The 22059-nt window shown below is 51.1% G+C and carries 10 protein-coding genes; 8 read left to right on the forward strand and 2 right to left on the reverse strand.

What is annotated here, in order from left to right; all coding sequences use genetic code 11:
* The first annotated feature begins 14 nt into the window (after positions 1-14).
* The 4 genes from GZZ87_RS18625 to GZZ87_RS18640 all read left to right on the forward strand — a co-directional run bounded on the left by GZZ87_RS18625 (position 15) and on the right by GZZ87_RS18640 (position 7066).
* Positions 15-644: a PEP-CTERM sorting domain-containing protein gene (locus GZZ87_RS18625; RefSeq protein ID WP_162025854.1), complete on the forward strand. Its 630-nt coding sequence runs from the start codon at positions 15-17 to the stop codon at positions 642-644.
* 197 nt (positions 645-841) lie between these two features.
* A complete protein-coding gene (locus tag GZZ87_RS18630; protein ID WP_162025853.1) occupies positions 842-3040 on the forward strand; it encodes a discoidin domain-containing protein in 2199 nt (732 codons plus the stop codon).
* A gap of 3 nt (positions 3041-3043) precedes the next feature.
* A complete protein-coding gene (locus tag GZZ87_RS18635; RefSeq protein WP_162025852.1) occupies positions 3044-4774 on the forward strand; it encodes a sodium:solute symporter family protein in 1731 nt (576 codons plus the stop codon).
* Positions 4775-4792: 18 nt separating this feature from the next.
* Positions 4793-7066 carry an FAD-dependent oxidoreductase gene (locus GZZ87_RS18640; protein WP_162025851.1) on the forward strand — a complete coding sequence of 758 codons (2274 nt, stop codon included), beginning with the start codon at positions 4793-4795 and terminating at the stop codon, positions 7064-7066.
* A gap of 1004 nt (positions 7067-8070) precedes the next feature.
* Here the strand turns inward: GZZ87_RS18640 and GZZ87_RS18645 are convergent.
* A complete protein-coding gene (locus GZZ87_RS18645; RefSeq protein ID WP_244648199.1) occupies positions 8071-9618 on the reverse strand; it encodes an alkaline phosphatase D family protein in 1548 nt (515 codons plus the stop codon).
* Between the two features lie 521 nt (positions 9619-10139).
* Here GZZ87_RS18645 and GZZ87_RS18650 point away from each other — a divergent pair.
* The 4 genes from GZZ87_RS18650 (at position 10140) to GZZ87_RS18665 (ending at position 18676) form a co-directional block, all read left to right on the forward strand.
* Entirely contained in the window at positions 10140-11648 is a 1509-nt protein-coding gene (locus GZZ87_RS18650; RefSeq protein ID WP_162028254.1) for a putative glycoside hydrolase, read from the forward strand.
* Positions 11649-11742: 94 nt separating this feature from the next.
* A complete protein-coding gene (locus GZZ87_RS18655) occupies positions 11743-13458 on the forward strand; it encodes a hypothetical protein (protein WP_162028255.1) in 1716 nt (571 codons plus the stop codon).
* A 47-nt stretch (positions 13459-13505) separates the two neighbouring features.
* Positions 13506-14921, forward strand: a complete 1416-nt coding sequence (locus tag GZZ87_RS18660; protein ID WP_162028256.1) for a hypothetical protein — start codon at positions 13506-13508, stop codon at positions 14919-14921.
* 68 nt (positions 14922-14989) lie between these two features.
* Positions 14990-18676 (forward strand): sulfatase-like hydrolase/transferase, encoded by a 3687-nt coding sequence (locus GZZ87_RS18665; RefSeq protein ID WP_206753330.1) that lies wholly within the window; start codon positions 14990-14992, stop codon positions 18674-18676.
* A 532-nt stretch (positions 18677-19208) separates the two neighbouring features.
* Here the strand turns inward: GZZ87_RS18665 and GZZ87_RS18670 are convergent.
* Complete coding sequence (locus GZZ87_RS18670; RefSeq protein ID WP_162028258.1) at positions 19209-22013, reverse strand: family 43 glycosylhydrolase; 2805 nt, start codon at positions 22011-22013, stop codon at positions 19209-19211.
* Positions 22014-22059: the final 46 nt, after the last annotated feature.

Genomic DNA, 22059 nt, shown 5'->3' on the forward strand with positions numbered 1-22059 from the left:
CCAACAGAAATTATATGAGCACACTTACTAAATCATTATTCATTGCAGTTAGCTTCCTCGGTGCTGGCACGCTCGCGCAAGCGGCCCCTACCATTGTCTTAAACGACGGCTTTGAGGCATCAGATGCAAGCTTGGATGCGAACGGCTGGACTGAAACAGGTGGCGCATGGAATTTGTCCACCTCTGGTTTTGGAAATCCTGACAACTATGCATGGTCCGGCAGCGGCGTGTCTGCCACCATTTCAAAAGACACCACTTACGTGATTCAGTCGGACGACCAGTTTGACCTGAGTTTTGACCTTCGCAGACTGGAAAATAATAACACACTCATTGGAACCCTTACAGCGTCGCTCTTTTACAATGCCGGTGCTGGAGATGTGGTATTGGGGTCAGCGCAGTATATTCGTGATGATTATTCGAACGTGTGGTCTGAAGACGTCACTGTGCCCACGATCGTCGGCACAGCTTCATCGGTCGGCGAAAACCTCCAAGTTAGTTTTAGCTTCTCGGGTGGTAATACGACGAACGCGCGGTTCGGTATTGATAACGTTAAGATTGAGGCGATCCCCGAGCCGGGCACCTACGCACTGCTTGCAGGTATGCTAGCATTGACGTCTGTGATGATTCGCCGACGCCGCGCTTAGAGTTTTATCTCCAAGGGCTTTTATTCTGAAGAATTTTTAGGGTTAATATAGGGTAAACGGGCTGTCTGGTTTTACCAGGCAGCCCGTTTTTTAAGGAACTTAAGGTTCCGCTCGCATTCCGTTATGATTGCCACACGGGGTATTGAATCCATAGAATCCATCGAACGACTGATCTCCTAAACCTCGACTACAAACGAATGAAAAAAATACCCCATTTAATGTTAGCCTTTACGTTGCTTGGAACCTCCAGTGCACTGGCGACTGATGTGAACCTCGCTAAGGGGGCTACGGCAATCGCTTCGAGCCATCAAGCAGACTATCACGCTGAAAAAGCGCTCGATCAGGTTGTAAGCGATGCCTCGCGTTGGTTAGCTGCTAAGGGCGACAAAACACCGTGGATTGAAATTACCTTCCCCGCGCCGGTTACGGTCGAAGCAGTGGATGTGTTGTCTGGATGGAAGTCGGATAGAAAGTCGGTGCTGGCGGATTTTGATCTCAGTCTTGAGATCGATGGAGCGTGGGTGACGGTCGAGGGGGGCAAGATTCGTAAGAATACAGAGAGCTCGCGTCGTGTGAATCTATCCGGGCAAGCGGTAACGAAGCTTCGCTTGGAAGTCCTGGACGGAGGCTTTGGGCGAGTGCGTGAAATCGCGGTGTATGACTCCAATGAAGCCGAGGGCGCTTTTGTCGAGAAGAGTCAGGCTCAGAAGACAACTGGCGACATCGCATTGGATTCGACGATCCACCAGATCGCGTTGAATCAAGTCGGGTATCAGACGGCTGCTAGTAAACGTTTCACCGCACCACTTTCAGGGGATGGTGTAGCGTTTGGCATCACTGCAGTGGGTCGCTCAGAGGTGCTCTATGAGGGGAAAATCCAAGCGCATATCGGCGATTTTAGCGACTTCCGTCCAGCGGATAGCGACACGCATTATGTGGTCACGGTAACAGGCGGCAAATTGAAGGCGCACGAGAGTGATCCGTTTTTGATTCGGGAAGCTATTTACGAAGAGCACTACTGGCAGTCGGCGGTCGATTTCCTCATCGACTCACGCAGTGTAGTTGGGACGTCTGCAACGGCCTATGGCGGTTGTCCGTGGCGCGATGGGGTTTACTACGATGCGATCATCCCCGCGTTGGCACTTTTTTACTCCGCGAATCCGGAATTGGTGAATGCGATGCCGCATCAGATTGATTGGCAGGCTGAGCAGACCCGCATGCTTGCGTCTGGCTTCAAGCTGGACCGAAAAGAACCGAGTGACGGAGGGGCGTTGCAGGCGACCAAAGACTACTACGGGATGGAGCCGCCGCTTGCCGGTGCATCGGATGTCGCCAAGCTAATTCACTGGGGAGCGGGCTATTATTTGAACCACCCTGTAACGCGGGATCCGAGTCGCGATCCACTGCCGGGGCAGATACATCCGCAGACAGTGGAGCAGGTCGCTTATGTGCTCTGGGCTTGGCCGCTCTTAAAAGATGAATTACCGCAATCGTTCTATGAGCAGTGCCGTGACTTCTGCTTTGCAAATTGGGACGGTTCGCTGGAGATAAGCGAGTGGTGGGATCCCGCCAGCTACAATACAGTGGAAGATGTGATGGGTCCGTCCACCCGGCCGGATAAGCGCCACCCGTTTAAAGGTCGTCATGCGCCGGGTCATTCCATCGTGCCAAACCTGATCATGCACGAAGTGGCCAAAAGTGAGGGGCGAGCCGATGCGGACAAATATTTAAACGCCGCCGTCAAGCAGGCCGAGTGGATCATCGAGAACCTCGATTGGAACGATCCACGCACGACCAAGGGGCATCGCATGAGCGAGCACCGCACCATCCCGAATCTGGTTTGGTTGCTCCAGAAATATCCAAAGCAAGCGCCTGCAGGATTGCAGGAAAAAATTACGGAATGGGCGCAAGTTGCTGTCAGTCGCTCGGATAATCTCTGGGACTTACGTCGCTATGACATGGGGGCTCACTGGACGATTCCTTCGATGAATGATTTAGGTAACTTGATCGCCTCACCTGCCATATTTCTCTCTGCTTCTTGGGTGGTGGAAGACCCCAAGCTCAAGTCTCGCCTTGAGCAGTTATCGACCGCATCGGTTGACAACATATTTGGTCGCAACCCACGCATCGCGGCGGCTCCCGCCCATCCCGAGAAGGGCTTCCCTGAAGTCGAACGTGGATGGCCGAAGCTTTTCCCAAATAATCGCTGCGCGCGTCTAGAGCGTTGCCGTGGCACGATCTCCAGTCTGCCTGGTTCGGAAATGTATCCGTTCAATCCTAAAGGGGCGTATCGTCACCCCGAAGGTTGGGTGAATTATGGCGCCGCTTGGTGTATCAGTTTGGGTTACCTTCGCTTTGATGCGTCACAGACCACTCCTGAACTTCTCAAGAAATAGATTATGGCGACTGCTGATTGGACTGTATTAATCGCATACCTACTGGGCACCGTATTACTCGGTGTGATGCTTGGGCGGCTGGTTAAGAATTCGTCCGATATGTTCAGTGCCGGTGGGCAGTCGCCTTGGTGGGCGAGTGGCTTGAGTGCGTTTATGACGATGTTCTCGGCCAACACTTTTGTGGTCTGGGGCAGCATCGCCTTCGACGTCGGTATGGTCGCGGTCATGATTAACCTCATGTATGGCGTCGCCGCTTTGCTGGTTGGTTTTTTTGTAGCAGGTCGTTGGAAGGCGATGGGCATCCGGACGCCTGCCGAATACGTGCGCTTACGCTTTGGGGCAGGTGCCTTGCATTTCTACACATGGGCGATGATGGTGCTGCGTGTCGTCGGCACGGCGGCGGCCCTCTATGCCTTGGCAAAAATCTTAGTGGCCTTGATGCCACTGGATCCGAGCAACCCGCTGTGTGATCCGGAAACAGGCAATTTGTCGCTTCGTTGGGCCATCCTGATCTTTGGATCCGTAGTCGTTCTGTATACGATGATCGGCGGGCTCTGGGCGGTGTTGATGACCGATGTGCTGCAGTTCATTATCCTCAATCTAGCCGTGTTATTCGTGGTGCCACTAGCACTGTCGCAGGTTGGTGGTTTGGGTGGCTTTATTGATGCAGCGCCTGAGGGGTTCTTCGATTTAGTGAAGGAAGAGAAATACACCGTGTTCTTCCTCGCTGGGTGGGCGGCAATTCACTTCTTCATGATTGGTGCGGAGTGGGCCTTCGTGCAACGTTTCCTCTGTGTGCCGACGAAGAAGGATGCCCGTAAGAGCACCTTCCTCTTTGGCGTGCTCTATTTGGTCAGCCCTCTCTTGTGGCTGCTGCCGCCGATGATTTATCGTGTATCGAATCCGGGCGCGGATGCCGAGCAAGCCTACATTCTCGCCTGTAAGTCGGTGCTGCCGATTGGCATGGTCGGACTCATGTTGGCCGCGATGTTCTCGGCGACTGCCAGTATGGTCAGCTCGCAGCTCAATGTCTTTTCCGGTGTCTTGACCAATGACATCTACAAGCCGCTGGCGAAGAAATGCACCCCTAAGTCACTGCTCTATGCCGGGCGTATTTTTACGATCATCCTGGGGGCCGTTTTGATCGTCATTGCGTTGGAGATCGAGAAGTTGGGGCAGGTTAAGAATTTAATCATAAGTATCACCGAGTTGATGGTGGTGCCGCTGCTCGCGCCATCTTTGTGGGGAGTCTTTAGCAAGCGAATTGGCGGGCGTGCCGTTTGGATCACTGGCTTGAGCGGATTCATACTCGGGGCGTTGGTGCGTTTCGGTTTTGGTGTCGATGGCTGGTTCAGCGGTATGGAGGCAATGGCCGCGCTCAATGATTGGGTCGCGGCGAATGCCAATTTCCTCAAGACCTTTGTTGGCGTGATTTTCCCAGTCAGTGTGCTGGCGATTGTTGAACTGTGTAGTCGTGGCGTCGATACGGGGTGGCAAGCCGTTGCTGACTTGTCATGTGCGCATGAAGCCGAGTCGCCAGAGGCGGCAGCACATTCCAATCCGGTCGCAGCAAAGGTCGTGGCTTGGTGCCTCGTAGTCTGCGGGCTGATGATGTTTTCACTCATTTTTGTGAACGAAAAAGACCACGGCATCCTTGCTGGGTTTGGTGTGGTGTTGTTCGTGATCGCCGGGACTATTTTCTTCGCTGTGCGCAAGGCGCGTGAGACCGTGTAATTTTAGAGATAAATTCATATGATAATTGAAAAACCAAGTTCAGGCCGCGCGCTGAAAGAAATTCAATATGATGTCGACTTCGTCGTTGTTGGCGGCGGGTTGGCGGGCACTTGTGCCGCGATCTCTGCTGCACGCGAAGGCCTCAAAGTCGTGCTGGTGCAGGATCGACCGATTCTTGGCGGTAATGCTTCGAGCGAAGTGCGCCTGTGGGCTTTGGGGGCGACTTCGCACTTAGGTAATAACAATCGCTGGTCGCGTGAAGGTGGCTTGGTCAACGAGATCCTTGAAGAGAACCTGTATCGTAACCGACAGGGGAATCCCTTAATCTTTGACACCATTCTGCTGGAGAAATGCCACGAAGCATCAAACCTCACGCTGCTGCTCAATACTGCTGCCTACGAGGTGGAGAAAAGTGATCCGGACACCATCTCGGCGGTGATTGCCTTTTGTGCGCAGAACTCAACCCGCTACGTTCTGAAAGCACCGCGGTTTTGTGATGCCTCCGGCGATGGGATTGTCGGTTTTATGGCGGGTGCGGCTTTCCGTATGGGAGCGGAAACCAAGGAAGAGTTCGGCGAGGGCTTTGCGCCCGATGAAAGCTACGGGGAGTTACTCGGGCACTCGATTTACTTCTACTCTAAAGATGTCGGCGAGCCAGTGAAATATAAGGCGCCGAGCTGGGCGCTGCGTGAGATTAAAGAGATTCCGCGTTACCGTCAGATCAAGACGAATATGCAGGGCTGCAATTTCTGGTGGTTTGAATACGGCGGACGTATGGATACCGTGCATCAGACCGAAGACATTAAGTGGGAGCTCTGGAAGGTGGTCTACGGTGTGTGGGATTACATCAAAAACTCTGGTGAGTTTCCGGAAGCCGAAAACCTGACCCTCGAGTGGGTGGGGCATATTCCTGGCAAGCGTGAGAGCCGCCGCTTTGAGGGCGATGTGATGATCAAGCAGCAGGATGTCGTTGAGCAGACTTATTTTGAAGATTGTATTTCTCACGGTGGTTGGGCGTTAGATTTACATCCAGCCGATGGCGTGTATTCGGATAAGTCTGGTTGCACGCAGTGGCACTCGAAAGGTGTTTATAGCTTGCCGCTGCGGGCGCACTATAGCCGTAACATCAATAACCTCTTTCTCGCGGGACGTATCATCAGTGCGACGCACGTCGCCTTTGGTTCGACGCGTGTCATGTTGACCTGCGCCGCAGGTGGGGTGGGTGTCGGCACCGCAGCAGCGGTTTGTCAGGCGCACGACTGCTTGCCGCGCGATGTCAGTTGCGGCGAGGAATTACGTGAGTTGCAGACGCGGCTAGATCGTGCTGGGCAATATCTTCCAGGTATTGAAATTTCGGATACAAAAGATCTCGCAGCACAGGCCAGCTTAAGTGCGAGCTCGACGCTTGAGCTCAGCCGACTGGAAGGCGGGGAGAGTTGGAAGTGTCTCGATTTTGCGACTGCGATGCTGTTGCCCTTAGCGGCGGGAGACTGCCCGGATTTCAGTTTTGAAGTAGACGCGAGCGAAGCGACCACGCTGGAGTTTGCTTTGATGCGGTCGTCTGATGCAAAGCATTTTACCCCAGACGTCTGTCTCGCCGAGCAATCTATAGCGCTTGTAGCGGGTGTGCAGACAGTTTCGCTGACTTTCCCTGTTTCGATCGATCGAGCGGGCTATCACTTCATTAAACTAGAGCAGAATGCTAAGGTTGCGGTGCGTGAGAGTGAGCAGCGTCTGACGGGTGTGCTCTCGGTTTCGGCGGAGTATAACATCAAAGTCGCCACATCCAGTGTGCAAAACCCGCCGGAGGGTATTGGGATCGATCGCTTTGAGTTCTGGTTGCCGCAGCGCCGTCCGGAAGGGCGGAATCTAGCTATGACTGTTGAGCCAGCCTTGCAAGGCTTTGATGTCTATCAGGTCGCGTCAGGTTTTGCGCGCCCAACGGATGCGGTCAATGCCTGGGTGGCTGATTTCGATGATGCCGAGCCGACGCTGAGCGCCGACTGGGAGCAGCCTGTGCAGGTTGCTCGCGTGGTTCTAGAGTTCGATCCGGATTGGGATCACCCCATGGAGTCGGTCTTAATGACGCACTCCGAAGAAGTGGTGCCTTTTACGGTCAGAGATTTCGACCTATTGGATGCCGACGGAAAGTTGTTGGCCGAAGTGCGCGATCACCATGGAGCACGTTATGACTTGTGCTTGAGTGAAGCGATTACGACTTCCGGTCTGCGTCTGAAAATGTATGCCACACACGGTGCGCTTGCATCGGTCTTTAGAATGCGAGTGTTTTGAGGCTGGAGCATTGGAGTCCTCTAACTGCGGTCGAAATGGCTTCGCCAGTCCGCTACAACGGGTGTGTTACTGTTGAGTGTAGCGGAATCCGCGAAGCGGTTTCGGCTCTGTGCGTAGGGCAGAGGTTACTGCGGTCGAAATGGCTTCGCCAGTCCGCTACAATGGGTGTGTTACTGTTGAGTGTAGCGGAACCTGCGAAGCGGTTTCGGCTCTGTGCGTAGGGTTGAGGTTACTGCGGTCGAAATGGCTTCGCCAGTCCGCTACAACGGGTGTATTGCTGTTGAGTGTAGCGGAACCCGCGAAGCGGTTTCGGATCTGTGCGTAGGGTAGAGGTTGATGTGGTCGAAATGGCTTCGCCAGTCCGCTACAATGGGTGTGTTACTGTTGAGTGTAGCGGAATCCGCGAAGCGGTTTCGGCTCTGTGCGTAGGGTCGAGGTTGATGTGGTCGAAATGGCTTCGCCAGTCCGCTACAATGGGTGTGTTACTGTTGAGTGTAGCGGAATCCGCGAAGCGGTTTCGGCTCTGTGCGTAGGGTCGAGGTTGATGTGGTCGAAATGGCTTCGCCAGTCCGCTACAACGGGTGTATTGCTGTTGAGTGTAGCGGAACCTGCGAAGCGGTTTCGGCTCTGTGCGTAGGGCTGAGGTTACTGCGGTCGAAATGGCTTCGCCAGTCCGCTACAATGGGTGTGTTACTGTTGAGTGTAGCGGAACCTGCGAAGCGGTTTCGGCTCTGTGCGTAGGGTAGAGGTTGATGTGGTCGAAATGGCTTCGCCAGTCCGCTACAATGGGTGTGTTACTGTTGAGTGTAGCGGAACCTGCGAAGCGGTTTCGGCTCTGTGCGTAGGGTAGAGGTTGATGTGGTCGAAATGGCTTCGCCAGTCCGCTACAACGGATGTATTGCTGTTGAGTGTAGCGGAACCCGCGAAGCGGTTTCGGCTCTGTGCGTAGGGCTGAGGTTACTGCGGTCGAAATGCTTCGCCAGTTCGCTACAACGGGTGTGTTACTACTTCGTGCTCAACTGTGAGTCGTTCAAAACGTGTTCTTCCATCAGCTCACCGCTCTCGCGAATAAGGCGGAAGGTGACGGTTGGCTCATCTAGCTCCGTGTTGAAAACGAATTCGCCGAAGGCAACGGTATCGTGCCCGTTGTAGCCGAACAGTTGTTCCTCGCAGCCTTTGACGATGCCGCTGGGGCCTGGGACACCGCCGAGTGTGCCGCATTCAAATTCATAGAATTTAAAGCCAGAGGGACGGGGAATCGTAAACCCACGTGCGCCATGGCGGTCACCACTGATGAGTAACACGCCATTGATCGCTTCGTCTTCGATGAATTGAAAGATCTCTTCGCGGGCTTCGGTGTCCCAGGTGCCCCAAGAGTCTTTGCCATCGGTCACATAATCGCTCCACATCGTCCCGCTGGATAAAATTTTATAGGGGGCTGTGGATGCTTTGAGACGCTGCTTCAACCACTCTTGCTGAGTCTTACCTAGGTAGGAGGTATATTCGCCACGTCGTTCGTTTTCACGGTAGGAGCGAGTGTCGAGCATGAAGATTTCAACGGGTCCGATACGGGTGTTAAAGTAAATACCATCGGGGCCGTCCTCACGTATGGGATTGTTCCAGTTCTGATGCCAAACTTTGCGGACGGCTTTGCGATCGGATTCAGTGAATCGATTGCCGACGATGCCGCTGACATCATTATTATAATAGTCATGGTCATCCCAAGTGGCATAGACGGGCACGTTGGCCGCAAAGACACTCCATGGCTGCGAGACGTCACGTAGTAAATAATCTGCTCGGTGCATGTTCATATCGCGTTTGCGATCGTCGACTGTGTTGTCGCCAATAATGAGTAAAGCGAGGGGCTCACGCTTGAGCATTTGCTGAAGCAGCTGTGGATTGTGCACCCCGATTTTATGGAAGTCGGATCCGAAGACGATGCGTGTGATGCCTTTGTCGTAGGCTCGTAGGGCAGTCGTAAAGGAACCTTTTGCGAGCTCTTTTTCATCGGATTTGACCACGTAATCGTAGCAGTTGTCTGGAAAGAGTCCGTCGAGTGTGATGCGTAGTTCCACGCCCTCCTGCACCGATTCGGCAGTGAATTGCTGCGTGTATTTACTCTTGCGATTAGTGACATCGATTTCAATGGGACCATTGGTCGCTGGTCGTAGCCATACGACGACGCTTTCAGCTGTGATATCTCCTAAGATCGGCCCGCCCATGAGGTCGATGTCATTTTTCTGAGCAGCCTTGAGCACCTCGGGCAATGTGAAAGTGCCGTTTTTGTCGGCTTCGAGAGCGGCTCGACTTTCTAGGTAAAACTGACGAATGTTTTCAGGTGGAGCACCAAAGCTATCCAGTAGGAGTGTATCAATCTCAAGGCTGCCCATGTGTGCCTGCTTTAGAGTGACTTTGTGCTCGCACTGACGCAGTAGGATTTCTTTCACCGCGTCGCCACAGCAGTCATACGCATTGAGGCTTAAGGAGCATACTAAGATGGGCAGAAGGAATGTGCAGAGTGGTCGTTTTAACGTCATGGATGTGGTGTTCATTACTTTTGAAGTATCGCATCTCTAGGTGTGGCTTGATATCGAGTAAATACGTGACGCTTTTCACAAATGATGAGAAGGGCGACTAGGTGTCGCGTAAACACGCGATAGTATTAGATACCTTAAATTAGGTAGTATGCGCTCAGAAGAAAATCGAGTGCTACTGACTCCCAAACTGCCGATGAAAAATTCGGGTAAATGAGAATTGGGCATCACAGCGCACGGCTCTCACTTCTATTACCCTCACCCCAACCCCCAAAAAGATATGATCAAGGCACTTCACTCAGTGATTGTGGCCAGTTTTCTAGCACGCATTGCGACCGCTTTCCCTCAATATGTGCATGCCGCGCCTAGACGCGTTGGCGAATGGAATAAAAGCCGATGCTATGTTCGTGCCGATCACGCCTTGATGCCGATCGCCCATTATGTGCGAGTTGTTCGGTCATCGGTGGCTGGGTGGGTTTACCCAAGATATAATATCAACAAGCAGTTAGACTGTATAACCAAAACAAGTAAGGAATACTATGAAAATTAAAAATATTGGTAGAAAAATTATGACCGCGGCGTGTCTTGCCATTGCTACCACATCGTTTCAGGCTCAGGCAGAACCGGGTTATGCGGGTGAATGGGAAAGGACTCGGCTTTATGGCCATGCGTATGACAGTGGTGACTTTACCGATGAGCAGTATGATTGGATCCGGGATCACTTTGAATACTTCACCATCGAGAAGACACACATGCGTGCAATTTATGGGAATCCATCTCATGAGCTAACCAGTCGCATTGCAGCAGCTCGCATGGTCGAGGCCAATCCACTGTGCAAACCGCTCATGATCTATAGTATTGGTGGTGACTATCCTGATCTCTTCGAATCCGAAGCTCAGGCACTGATCGATCATCCTGACTATTTCCTATACAATGACGACGGCGATACGATTAGTCTGAACCTTAGTAATCCTGATGAGAATGACTGGTATATCGACACGGTAAACTGGAACTGCGAGAACAGTGACCTCCATGGAATCTTCGTGGATGGTTTCAGCGGAACTTATTTAACTTATCCAGACAATGTTCGATATATGCTGGAAGGGATGGAAGGGACTAGCTTTCGTCTGCTGAACGGAATCGATATGGCTCCTGGCGGAATGGTCATACGCGACTACCCCGATTTGTTTGATATTTCAGATGGTGTCTTCATTGATAACTTTTTCCGTAAACGCTGCGTGAGTGCCAATTCTGCAGTCGTATTGCTCGACGCCCTGATTACAGCTCCGAACGATTATATGATGGTCTGCTGGGGCTCTTATGATGGCAATACAGATGCTTATGGTGGCTGGCCTGCAACTCACGAGTTCACGCATGCAGCTTACCTCATCGTAGCCAATGACAACACCTATTACCGCTGGGTGGGTGAAGGAAGCAACTGGGGCGCTGATTCAATGATGAGCTGGGATGATGATTTCGACAAGGAAATGGGCGAACCCTTAGACCAGGCTGTGAAAGACGGCTATGTGTATACACGCGTGTTTGAGCACTGCACCGTGACCTTGGATGTTGAAAATAAAACCTCTTCAATCGTTTGGGGACAGAATAATGGCACCAGCGGTCCTCCCATCGGTAAAGATATCTGGTTGAAAGCAGAAATTAATGGGAAATACGTATGCGCGGATCAATCGATTAATAGCTATGCACCGCTATATGCCAACCGTGCCGCATACGGTGGTTGGGAAAGGTTCACCGTGATAAATGCCGGAAATGGGTATATCGCACTGAAAGCTAACGTGAACGGGATGTATGTTTCCGCGGATCTAGCAGACGCAAATGTTCAATTGCAACCTCGTTACCAAGCGACTTCGATCGGCTCATGGGAGAAATTCACATGGGTTGAAAACAGCGACGGAACCATTTCGCTGAAAGTTCGCAGGAATGGGAATTATGTCAGTGCCGATAGCAACGTTGATGCAGCTCGCCCATTGTGTGGGAACAAGACTGCAATCGGTGCCTGGGAGAAGTTTACCTGGGGAGAATATTAGGCACGGCTAGCAGCATCACAGGGCTGGATAGTATCTGACTGTCCAGCCCTATAAGCTTCGCCATACACTTTAAAAATATAACAGAAAGCAGTAGATGGATAAACGAATACGTAAATGTGCGATGGGGCTTGGGCTTGTTGTAGCTCTCAATGCGAGTGCAGCAACAGATCTCGAAACGATTGCAGGCATCGGTGACTTAACTAATGCACCCAGTATGTATACCACCGACACAGGTAATGGCAAAGCAACGATGACTGCCGGAGAAGTTCAATCGGTATATATTGATGGGGTCGATTATGGGGGAAACGACACCCGTTTTTATGCATACATTGGTATTCCTGAAGGAGCGGATGCGAACAATCCCGTTCCAGGTGTTGTGCTGGTCCATGGTGGCGGAGGAACCGCATTGCAAGAATATGTAGACACGTGGGTCGGCTATGGATACGCGGCGATTATGATTGCTACCGAAGGTCAGACTGACGCGATTGCAACGGCTGAGCAGATTGCAGCTGGGCAGAATGTCGGCGATTACTATAAACACAATGCAGCCGGGCCGGCGCGTGCTGGAATTTACGGAGACACGGATCTTGAGCCGATCACGGATCAGTGGATGTATCATGCGGCTTCATGCACAGTGCTGGCTAACTCCCTGATGCGTTCACTCGCATCGGTCGATCAAAATCAAGTCGGAGTAGTTGGTGTGTCGTGGGGCGGCATTATTACTTCAACGGTCATTGGTATTGATGATCGTTTTGCCTTCGCTGTCCCAGTGTATGGAAGCGGGCATCTTTATGATGTGGATAACCACTATGGGAAAAATCTCTATGACGATGAGAACTATATAACGATGTGGGATCCCATGGTGCGCATGGACCAGGCAACCATGCCAACCATGTGGTTCTCTTGGCCGACCGATAATATTTTCCCGCTGGACGCACAGGCCAAGACCTATGCAGCCTCGCCAGCAACACGTATGGTTTCGTCAGTCCCTGGTCTGGGGCATGGCATGGGAGCGTTCGATACACCTGAGGTCATTGCATTTGCCAATAGTGCACTGAGCGGAAGACCTTGGTGTATTCAGGAAAGTCTGACCGCATCTGGTCGCGCTGTCTCAGTGACCTTTACTTCCACGAAATCGCTGGCTTCAGCCTCGCTTGTTTCGACCATCGATACCGGTTTTGCGGGAGACCGCACATGGACTGAGAAAGCCATTATACCTGTTGATAATGGGGATGGAACTTACACGGTAAACGCTAACTATCCGTTAAATACAACAGCCTGGTTTGTGAATGTGCTCGATAATGCCGGCGTGGTTGCCTCTTCGGATTATCAGGATCTGGTAAACCCGATTGATTACACGCCGATCGATGATGGCACTACTAGCTCGCCGATAGGGAAAAACATCTGGTTGAAAGCAGAAATTAATGGAAAATATGTGTGCGCGGATCAGTCAATTAATAGTTATGCACCGCTGAATGCCGACCGTGCCGCCTATGGCGATTGGGAGAAGTTCACGGTGGAAGATGCTGGCAATGGATATGTTGCACTGAAGTCCAACGTGAATGGGATGTATGTTTCGGCTGATAAAACAGATGCAAATGTTCAATTGCAGCCTCGTTATCAATCGACATCGATCGGCCCCTGGGAGAAGTTTACATGGGTTGAAAACAGTGACGGAACCCTTTCGCTGAAGGCTCGTGCGAATGGAAAGTATGTCAGTGCTGATCACAACGTCGATACAGCTCGTCCATTATGTGCGAACAGAGATTCAATCGGTGCATGGGAAAAGTTTACTTGGGGAGAATATTAAACACAGCCAGCAGCCGATCAGCTGATCGGCTGCTTTAATAGATAAATATGAAAACAAAAAACAGTTGGGTGATCGCCATTGCAGCAAGCATGTTTACCGCGGGAATCATTGTGGGGCGCATTACGCTGCCAGTTTCGGACGACAGGGAATCGACTAATGAAGGCCTTGCAGCCTCGGAGCAAAGTCTAACCGGAACATCACATGGAGCTGAAGGCGTCCTTTCTCCGCGATCATCGGTTCCTGTGGGTGTAACGGCATTAGGCACATCACTGTTTGATGCGGTTCCTGTTGGGGATTTTGAAAGGATGGCCCGCACGGCAGCGGCATCGTCGAGTGCCGTGGACAATCAATCATTGTTGCGTGTTCTGATTTCAGAATGGGCGAAAAAAGACCCACTTTCCGCTGTTATGTATGCTCAAGAGGTGAATCGCACCGACCTAGTCTATGAGAGCTTACATCAGATGGCACAACAGAACCCTGATGAAGCATTCAGCTGGATAGAACGCAACAAGAGCGTCGATGGAGATAGTCGTTATTTAACCATGGCCGTTTTTCAGGGCATAGCTCAAGCGGATCCGGTTGACGCTGTTGCCCGTGTAGAACAGATGCCTATCGGATCCCAGCGTGATGAATTGTTGTCCATCACCGTTAATCAATGGGCACAGCAGGATGTTTATGCGGCATTTGACTGGCTTGAGACGGCCGAAATGACCCCGCAATTTCCTTATTTATACAACCAGATGATGGGGAGCTATATTGAACAGGATCCCTTTCAGGCAGCCGCTTTAATTTCCGATATGGAACCCTGCGAAAATAAACGCAACTTTGTCTCTCAGGTTGCCTGCAAGATCGCGGAACGGGATGTTGATTACGCATTGGAATGGGTGCAGGCACTGGATGGCGAAGATAAAACGTATGCGTTACAAGGTGTTATGGATCGATGGTCTTCAACGAATGCAACGGCTGCATTAGGTTATATTATGAATCATCAGGAAGCACCGGATTATCAGAGTTTGTTCACAACCGTTGCCATGAACATGGCGCACAAGGATCCTGAAGCTTTGGCAGGTGCATTCGAAACGATGGACGAATGGGGGCAGATCACTGCAGGTGAACAACTGGCCGCGGCTTATAGCCTGAATGATCCGAATCGCGGCATTGAATGGCTCAAATCGCTCAAACCTGGAGCAATTCAGGATGCGGCGTTGGGTAAAGCTCTGGAGACATACAAAAACAGCAATGTTCCTCTGGCATTTACCCTTTCGGAAACCATCTCTAGCGAATCGTTGCGCAAAGAGCAGATTCGTCAGGTAATGAGCGTCTGGGTTCCAGTAGATCAGCTAGCTGCAGAACAAGCTCTGCAGGCGTCAGCGGCGTTGTCGTCCACTGAAAAAGAGGCGCTACTGAATGAAGTTTACTCCAGTCTGAAATTAAACGATTACCTACTACCAGCAAAACTGTAGCAGCTGGTGGCGATAGTTTCCAACGTGAGAAGTAGTAGTGCAAAATTGAATCCGCCATCTTATTTAGAATGTCGAATTACGGAAAGAGGACTTATATGAAGAATGTGTTATGTGCATTGTATGCGTGTTTGCTTACGGCGATGTATGCAAACGCTGAGCTGGTAGTGACTACAGAGAAGGGGCTTGGGACTGGCACCGCAGATTTTGATCTTAGCGTATCACCCAGTGCGGTTGATCTGGCTGACTCGAGTCAAACTACGTTTAGTAGCATGAGTGCTGCCGTCGGCAATAATCACCCCATTGAGCGACTCAACGATGGTGTTGCTGGAGCCGCTCCTGATGGTGGGACTCAGGTTGTTCTTGTTCCTGCTACGGGTGCGACGTTCACGGTCAATTTCGATATCAGTGTGAACTCTGCGGGTTATGATATTACTGGTATCAACAGTTTTTCCGGATGGGATACTCAATCTGACGGACGTTCCAATCAGGGCTATGACGTCACGGTTAACTTTGTAAACGGAGGCTCTCAGTTGATCAGCAGCGGGACTTATACGACAATTCCAGCGAGCACGTGGACTGGAGTCTACATCTCGGACGACGATACGGGGGTTCTTGCCAGCGGTGTGCAGTCGATTACATTTAGCAATTTTGATGAGGCGCAGGACGATGGAGTCGTGGCTTATCATGAATTTGATGTGTTTGGCACGGCGACCGAGATCACTTCTTCTCCGCCGATTTCCCCCTCGGGGCAGCCCAACGTCATCATGATCTATTACGATGATATGGGCTACAGCGATATGGGTGCATATGATACAACACTCACATCGTTGACGCCTAACCTTGATACACTTGCAAGTGAGGGCATGATGTTCACTGCTGGGCATTCGGCGGACGGGGTGTGCACGCCGTCGCGCTATGCGCTGATGACAGGCCGCTATTGCTGGCGAACATGGAAAAAAACAGGCGTGATTGGCGGCTATAGTGCTCCAATCATTCAGGAGGATCGCTTTACCTTCGCCAAAATGTTCCAGTCCTTAGGATATAGCACAGCAATGGTGGGTAAATGGCACATCGGGATGCAATTTTATAGTCCATCAGGGACTCCGGTGGATGAGGACAGTAATGCCGATGTGCTGGACGATGACGATACCACAACGTCGGGCGACACCATCGACTTTTCTCAGAAGCTTACAGATACGCCGCATCATCAGGGGTTTGATTATTATTTCGGAACCTCAGCTTCGCTTGATATGCCACCATATACATGGATTGAGGACGATACTGTGCTCTACCAGGGGGGATTTGTGGATGGTGATACCGGGATGGTTGATTTTAGTCAGGCAGTTCCTGCGACAAATGCCGTCATGATGGAAGGCACTGTTGCTGGGGTTCGTAACGGTGTCTATGATCCGACGTTTGTCATCTCCGATTACTTGGAGGTTCAGGCGGCCAAAGTCGCTGAAATTATCAGGGCACGTGCTTTGGATGGGGAGCCCTTTTTTATCTATGTTCCCATGCCAGCCCCACATAAACCATGGGCGGTCAGTTCGGACTTTGCTGGCAGCACTTCATTCACATATGGCGATTATCTTGCCCAAACCGACCATTATACGGGTGTGATTTTGGATGCGCTCGCCGACCCTGATGGTAATCCGGGAACAGACGATAGTCTGGCCTCCAACACGGTTGTCTTTATTTCCAGTGACAATGGACCCGAGAAAGCAGCACAGACGGCGAGTCTAAATGCGGGTCTGGATGGGAATGGGCCGTTTCGCGGTGTGAAGCGGGATAATTGGGAGGGCGGAACGCGAGTTCCTTTCATCGTCCGATGGCCTGGAGTGGTGGCACCTGGTAGCACCACTGACCATGCCTGCTGGCAGGGGGATTTCTTCGCCACGATGGCGGCGTATCTGGGTTATGATTTTGCAGAAGATGAAGCGCCAGATGCCGAAAGCTTCTTGCCTATTTTGTATGGAAATTCCATGCCAGAGACTCGTCGTGAAGGTTTTATTCAGCACTCGATGAACGGGCAATTAGCGATAGTGGATAAGACAGGAGAGTGGAAGCTACTCGATGGCACTGGTAGTGGGGGATACACCGCCACTTATGATGCAGACAATGTGCTAGTTAGTGGTATTGGGGGGACAGTGTTTGGGACGCCTCGGCAGTTATTTAATCTAGCTGATGATCCCGGTGAGCGCACCAATTTATTAACTGTGGCTTCACCTACACAGGAATCACTGGACAAGGAATCGGAGCTGTATGCGCTGCTTAATGAGATTAGAGGAGACACCAGCTATGGCACGGACGGCGACAGCAATGTGCCAGAACCTGACAACGATCTCGACGGTATGGGGAATGCGTTCGAGAACACCTATGCCGGACTGGATCGAAACGATCCTTCGGACAGCGCTTTAGACTTCGAGCCAGATGGATTGACCAACTTGGAGGAATTTCAATACGGATCCAATCCCTTGGATGCCGATAGCGATGGTGACCGTTTGGAAGACGCGGTTGAGGTGTATACATACGGCACTCAGGCAGGCAATGCTCATTCAGACTCGGACACACTTGAGGATGGTGACGAGGTCTTAATTTGGAACACGGACCCACTGGTTGCAGACACTGATGGGGACGGGTTGGATGACGACGATGAACTCGCCGCCTTTTCCGATCCGCGTAATGCCGCATCAAGGGCAAGTGTTCCAGCGGATTCCGTGGTGGAGATTGACCCGAATTATGTGCAACTAGTCGGAGTGAATGGAACGGAGGACGATCCAGCTGTCGAGGGCGGGGTATCTAGTGGATGGGCGGAGGCAGGAAACCTGTTTGCGCGTGAGCGGGGCTCCAGTAATCAGCAGTGGCGCACCCGCCTGTTTATTGCCTTTGATCTAGGCGGTATCACACTCGATGACTTTACGGAGGCACGCTTAAGGGTGCATCAGGTGAACCGCTTGAATACCGAGTATAGTTCGGATTTGTCCCTGGCTCGCGTGACTGAGGCATGGGGGACGACGGCAGGAGTGTATCCAGAGTTTGATGACACTGGAGTGGCTGACTCCTTTGTTTTTGGTAATAATAGCGATTTTGGCACTGCGGCCGACGCCAGTGGATTTTACAGCGGAACAGTGGGTGTGTCAGGAGATGATAGCGGGTTTGATGTGACTGATATAGTGCGTGGCTGGTTGGACGGTTCTTACTCAAACCATGGCTTGCGTATTGCCTTGGAGGGGCGGGAATTCGCAGCCGCAGCGTTTTCAGAGTCCGATGACCTAGCAACGATCGGAGTGAACGAAGCATTACAGTTGATCATTACAACAACGCCGCCAGCTCAGAGCTTAGACGGAGACAGTGATGGTTTGTTGGATGCGTATGAACTAGAGGTTTTTGGAAATTTAAATCTAGACGGGGCGGATGACGGAGATCGCGACGAAGTCAGTGCTTTGATTGAACAGGCACTGGGAAGTGATCCCACCACAGGTGCATCACAACCCATTCTTGGGCTGGTCACCACGAATGCGGAAGAGATTGAGTTCGCCTATCACCGCTATAATCAAGCGGGCTTGGGTGTCGAGGTGCTAGTTTCCGAGGATTTGACGGAATGGTTCAATTATACTCGTTATTATCAGATTGCGGACCCTGCACCTGCCAGTGAACTTGGCGCCGAATACGACAAGATATTACTGGAGCCTGTTGTAACATTACCTGAACGCTTATTTTATAAGATCAATGTTCACGTGCCTGCGGCTGAGTGAGCAGGCGTCGCGTAAATTCGAGACCTTCACCGACATTGAGCAGTTCGAGGGCACCTGCCACAGAGCTTCAAACTGGAAACCGCTGAGACTGACCAAGGGTTTTGAGCGCCACCGCGCGGATTACTTCTAACTACTCTTTTTAGGCTCAAAGAGTATGGTTGCTCGAAGAAGCTTTGGATTAAAAGCCTCAATCGCAATGCCCTGCGCATACTGACCGCCATGGATGTGCCAACGATCTATGAGGAGTCGCTCAAATTAGAAATCACTGGGTGCGTGATCACTGTATGCGAGAGGACGATACCAGATAAAAAACTACAATCTAAATTGCGCTTTAGCAGGTCTACGAGTCTGCCTGATCAGCATCAAATCAATCCTTTACCCCGACCAGTCATGCCTTCATTACAGGAGAGATGCCAAAGGGAGCCAAGCATCGCGTTTCAAGCAATCGTCAAGATACGAGCTAAATGAAGTTACCTTGCACAACCTAGAAGGAGTTTCGATGTGATGGCAAAAGACCGACAGTCATCTACTTTTATTCTTCCACCTTCAATCGGCCGAAGAGTTTCCCATCCACAGCTTCCTCAGCTCCGAGGGTGATCATGACTTCTTCAAGCTCATCCACCTCTTCGCCCACGCTGACTGATGGGTCTAGTGTGTCTCCCGTTAGTAAAAGATCATCCCAGCGGTCTAGATCGACACTATATTGGAAAGTCTGCGTGGTGTGCTCCGTAGACTTTGACCAACGGACAAATTTGAATACATAGTCGCCTTCCGTCTTTTTAAATTCAGGCAGTATGCTATCGTCAAAGACGGATGGATCACCGTTCAGAACATATTCCAGAAGCGTTGGTGTGGAATCATAGTCTGGATCACCATCAAGCGAGCTATCTTCTAGTGACGTGAACTGACTGAGCCACGCAGTGACGCTGTCGTAGCTGTCGTAGAGCGCATTCACTTCAGTATCCGTCAGCTCTGTATTATACAATCTGACTTCATCGATCAACCCGTCATAGGAACCATCGACGATCGCGCTGCCGAGGTAGGCCTGCGTCACGCCATCCATGGTCAGATATTCTTCCGTAGCACTATGCCACAAAATGCCATTGTGATAAATCTTCATCGATCCGCTAATCGCGTTTTTAGTAAAGGTCCAGTGGTTCCAGCCCTCCTTGAACTGATCTGCCGTAGCGGTCTTAGAAATACGATCGAAGCTGGAGTCACTGTTACCCGCATCCCAGTAAACATTTGAATTCGACCACGGCAGGTGAATGCTGAGCACTCGATTACCCGAGGCATCTGCTGCGCTAAATATGGTATCTTGGCGCGGTTGCTCCGAACTTCCATAGACCCACATCGAGAGTGTGATCTCATTCTGAATAAACGCGAAAGGCCTCGTTGGAAGGGTGATTCTAGAGCTGATGCCATCAAAATCTAAGGCCTGGCCTTCCAAACCTACCACCCAATTCTCATCTTCGACGGTCGCATCATATCCGAGGCCAGAGGAGTCAGGCACATCGGTTCCACTGGATTCATCCATCGTCCACTCAGCCAATAGACCCAACGGGAAATCCACGGTGAATCCGTAAACCTCGACTTCGGCGAGACTCAATGCCTCGCTGCCCTGTAGCTGAATGATGACATACTGGCCGATGGCTGAACTCGCATCCAGCGTCACCGAAGGATCCGGGTAATCTGCTTGATACGATGTCCAGACCACTTCCTCGCTACTGTCTAGAATCGTTACATCGTAATTACTGAGACGGTCTGAATTAGAATCTGTGCGTCCCCATATATTAATCTCAGAAATCTTGCATGGCTCTCTCAGGTCGACGCGCCACCATGCTTGATCCTCCTCTAACGTATGCGTCACAGATCCGTTTAGCCATTCACCATCGGTATTGCCGTCAATGGCCAGCTCGGCTTCTGCATCATAATTTGTTGACGACTGCGACACGATTCCACTTAAAGCTAAATTGATAGGATCCACTGTCTCGCCTGAGAATGAGAACCAATCTAATTCCAATTGGCTTGCAGCAGTGTCGGTATACGTAAGTGAAAGATTGAAGACGCCGTCAAGAGGATCAATTTCGACTGAGATCGTTTGCCAGACCTGTGAGCCGCTGGCCTGTGTGAGGGGCGCAGTGCCTAATAGGTCGCCACTTTCTGTCCGAATCTCAATGCTTCCCGTGCTGCTGGTCGCGGCGACTTTCATTCGAAGGGTGTCTGTTAGCAGAGTGCCTAAATCAATATTAGTAAATACCAGCTCATCGCCCGGATCAAAGATGACATGCAGGCCATCATCATTACTGTTTTCACGCTTTTCGACGTTCTCCGTTTTTGTGTAATTCTCAGCTTCGATTGTGGTCAATCCATTGTATTGACCAATGCCTAATGTGGTTTGAATCACCTGTCTGATAGTTCCGTCATCATTGTAATGGAGATAGTCGGCCACGACACTACGCCTAGTATTAGTGCCTCCTGGCAAATCGATATTATGATAGAACAGATACCATTGTCCTTGGTGCTCCATGATCGAGTGGTGATTCGTGACGCCAGATACATCGCCATTGACGATCCCTTGGTAGGTGAAGGGGCCCATCGGATCGGTTGCTGTCGCATAGGCAATTAAATGCTCATTCGTGTCAGGAAGGTAACCTCCAGTAGAATAGCTTAGATAATACGTCCCGTTTAGTTTATGCATCCAAGCGGCTTCATAAAAGTAATCAGTCCCTTCTAATTCCACAATGTCTCCGTCGAACTGCTTCATGGTTGAATCCATTTTGGCTACATTGCAGGTATGTCCACCCCAATACATATATACCTGTCCGTCATCATCTGTAAATACGCACGGGTCGATCTCGAAACTGCTTTCGATCGCTTCATCTTCGGGCACAAACGGCCCAGCGGGTGAAGTGCTGGTGGCGACTCCGATATGTTTATCTCCGCTTGAATCGACTGCGGGGAAATAGAAATAATAGGTGCCATCCTTGTAGGCGCAGTCGGGCGCCCACATTTTGCTGCTCGCCCACGGCACATCAGTGACATCCAGCACTTTGCCGTGGTCTGTCCAGTTCACCAGATCTTCCGATGATAAAACATGATAGTCCGTCATGTTGTAGCCACTGGAATCATCCTTATCATGCGAGGGATAAACATAGATACGTCCCTCATACGAATGTGCCGACGGGTCTGCCGTAAACATGTGCGAGACTAAAGGGTTACCATCTTCGATGGCGTGCACATTGAGTCCAAAGAGCAACCCGATAGAGAGCAGGGCTGATTGTGTGCATTTTTGAGTCAATGAGGGGATTTGAAAATGGGGGGATTTTTTTTTCATGCGAGGTTTCAAGCGATGCCGGAAGAACTCACGGACATTCGCCATG

Source organism: Lentimonas sp. CC4 (assembly GCF_902728235.1).
Taxonomy (GTDB): Bacteria; Verrucomicrobiota; Verrucomicrobiia; order Opitutales; family Coraliomargaritaceae; genus Lentimonas.

Bases quoted from the DNA above. Each gene is read 5' to 3' on its own strand.
- GZZ87_RS18640 (WP_162025851.1), top strand. From the start codon at position 4,793: ATGATAATTGAAAAACCAAGTTCAGGCCGCGCGCTGAAAGAAATTCAA.
- GZZ87_RS18665 (WP_206753330.1), top strand. From the start codon at position 14,990: ATGTCGAATTACGGAAAGAGGACTTATATGAAGAATGTGTTATGTGCA.
- GZZ87_RS18645 (WP_244648199.1), bottom strand. From the start codon at position 9,618: ATGAACACCACATCCATGACGTTAAAACGACCACTCTGCACATTCCTT.
- GZZ87_RS18650 (WP_162028254.1), top strand. From the start codon at position 10,140: ATGAAAATTAAAAATATTGGTAGAAAAATTATGACCGCGGCGTGTCTT.
- GZZ87_RS18670 (WP_162028258.1), bottom strand. From the start codon at position 22,013: ATGAAAAAAAAATCCCCCCATTTTCAAATCCCCTCATTGACTCAAAAA.
- GZZ87_RS18630 (WP_162025853.1), top strand. From the start codon at position 842: ATGAAAAAAATACCCCATTTAATGTTAGCCTTTACGTTGCTTGGAACC.
- GZZ87_RS18625 (WP_162025854.1), top strand. From the start codon at position 15: ATGAGCACACTTACTAAATCATTATTCATTGCAGTTAGCTTCCTCGGT.
- GZZ87_RS18655 (WP_162028255.1), top strand. From the start codon at position 11,743: ATGGATAAACGAATACGTAAATGTGCGATGGGGCTTGGGCTTGTTGTA.
- GZZ87_RS18635 (WP_162025852.1), top strand. From the start codon at position 3,044: ATGGCGACTGCTGATTGGACTGTATTAATCGCATACCTACTGGGCACC.
- GZZ87_RS18660 (WP_162028256.1), top strand. From the start codon at position 13,506: ATGAAAACAAAAAACAGTTGGGTGATCGCCATTGCAGCAAGCATGTTT.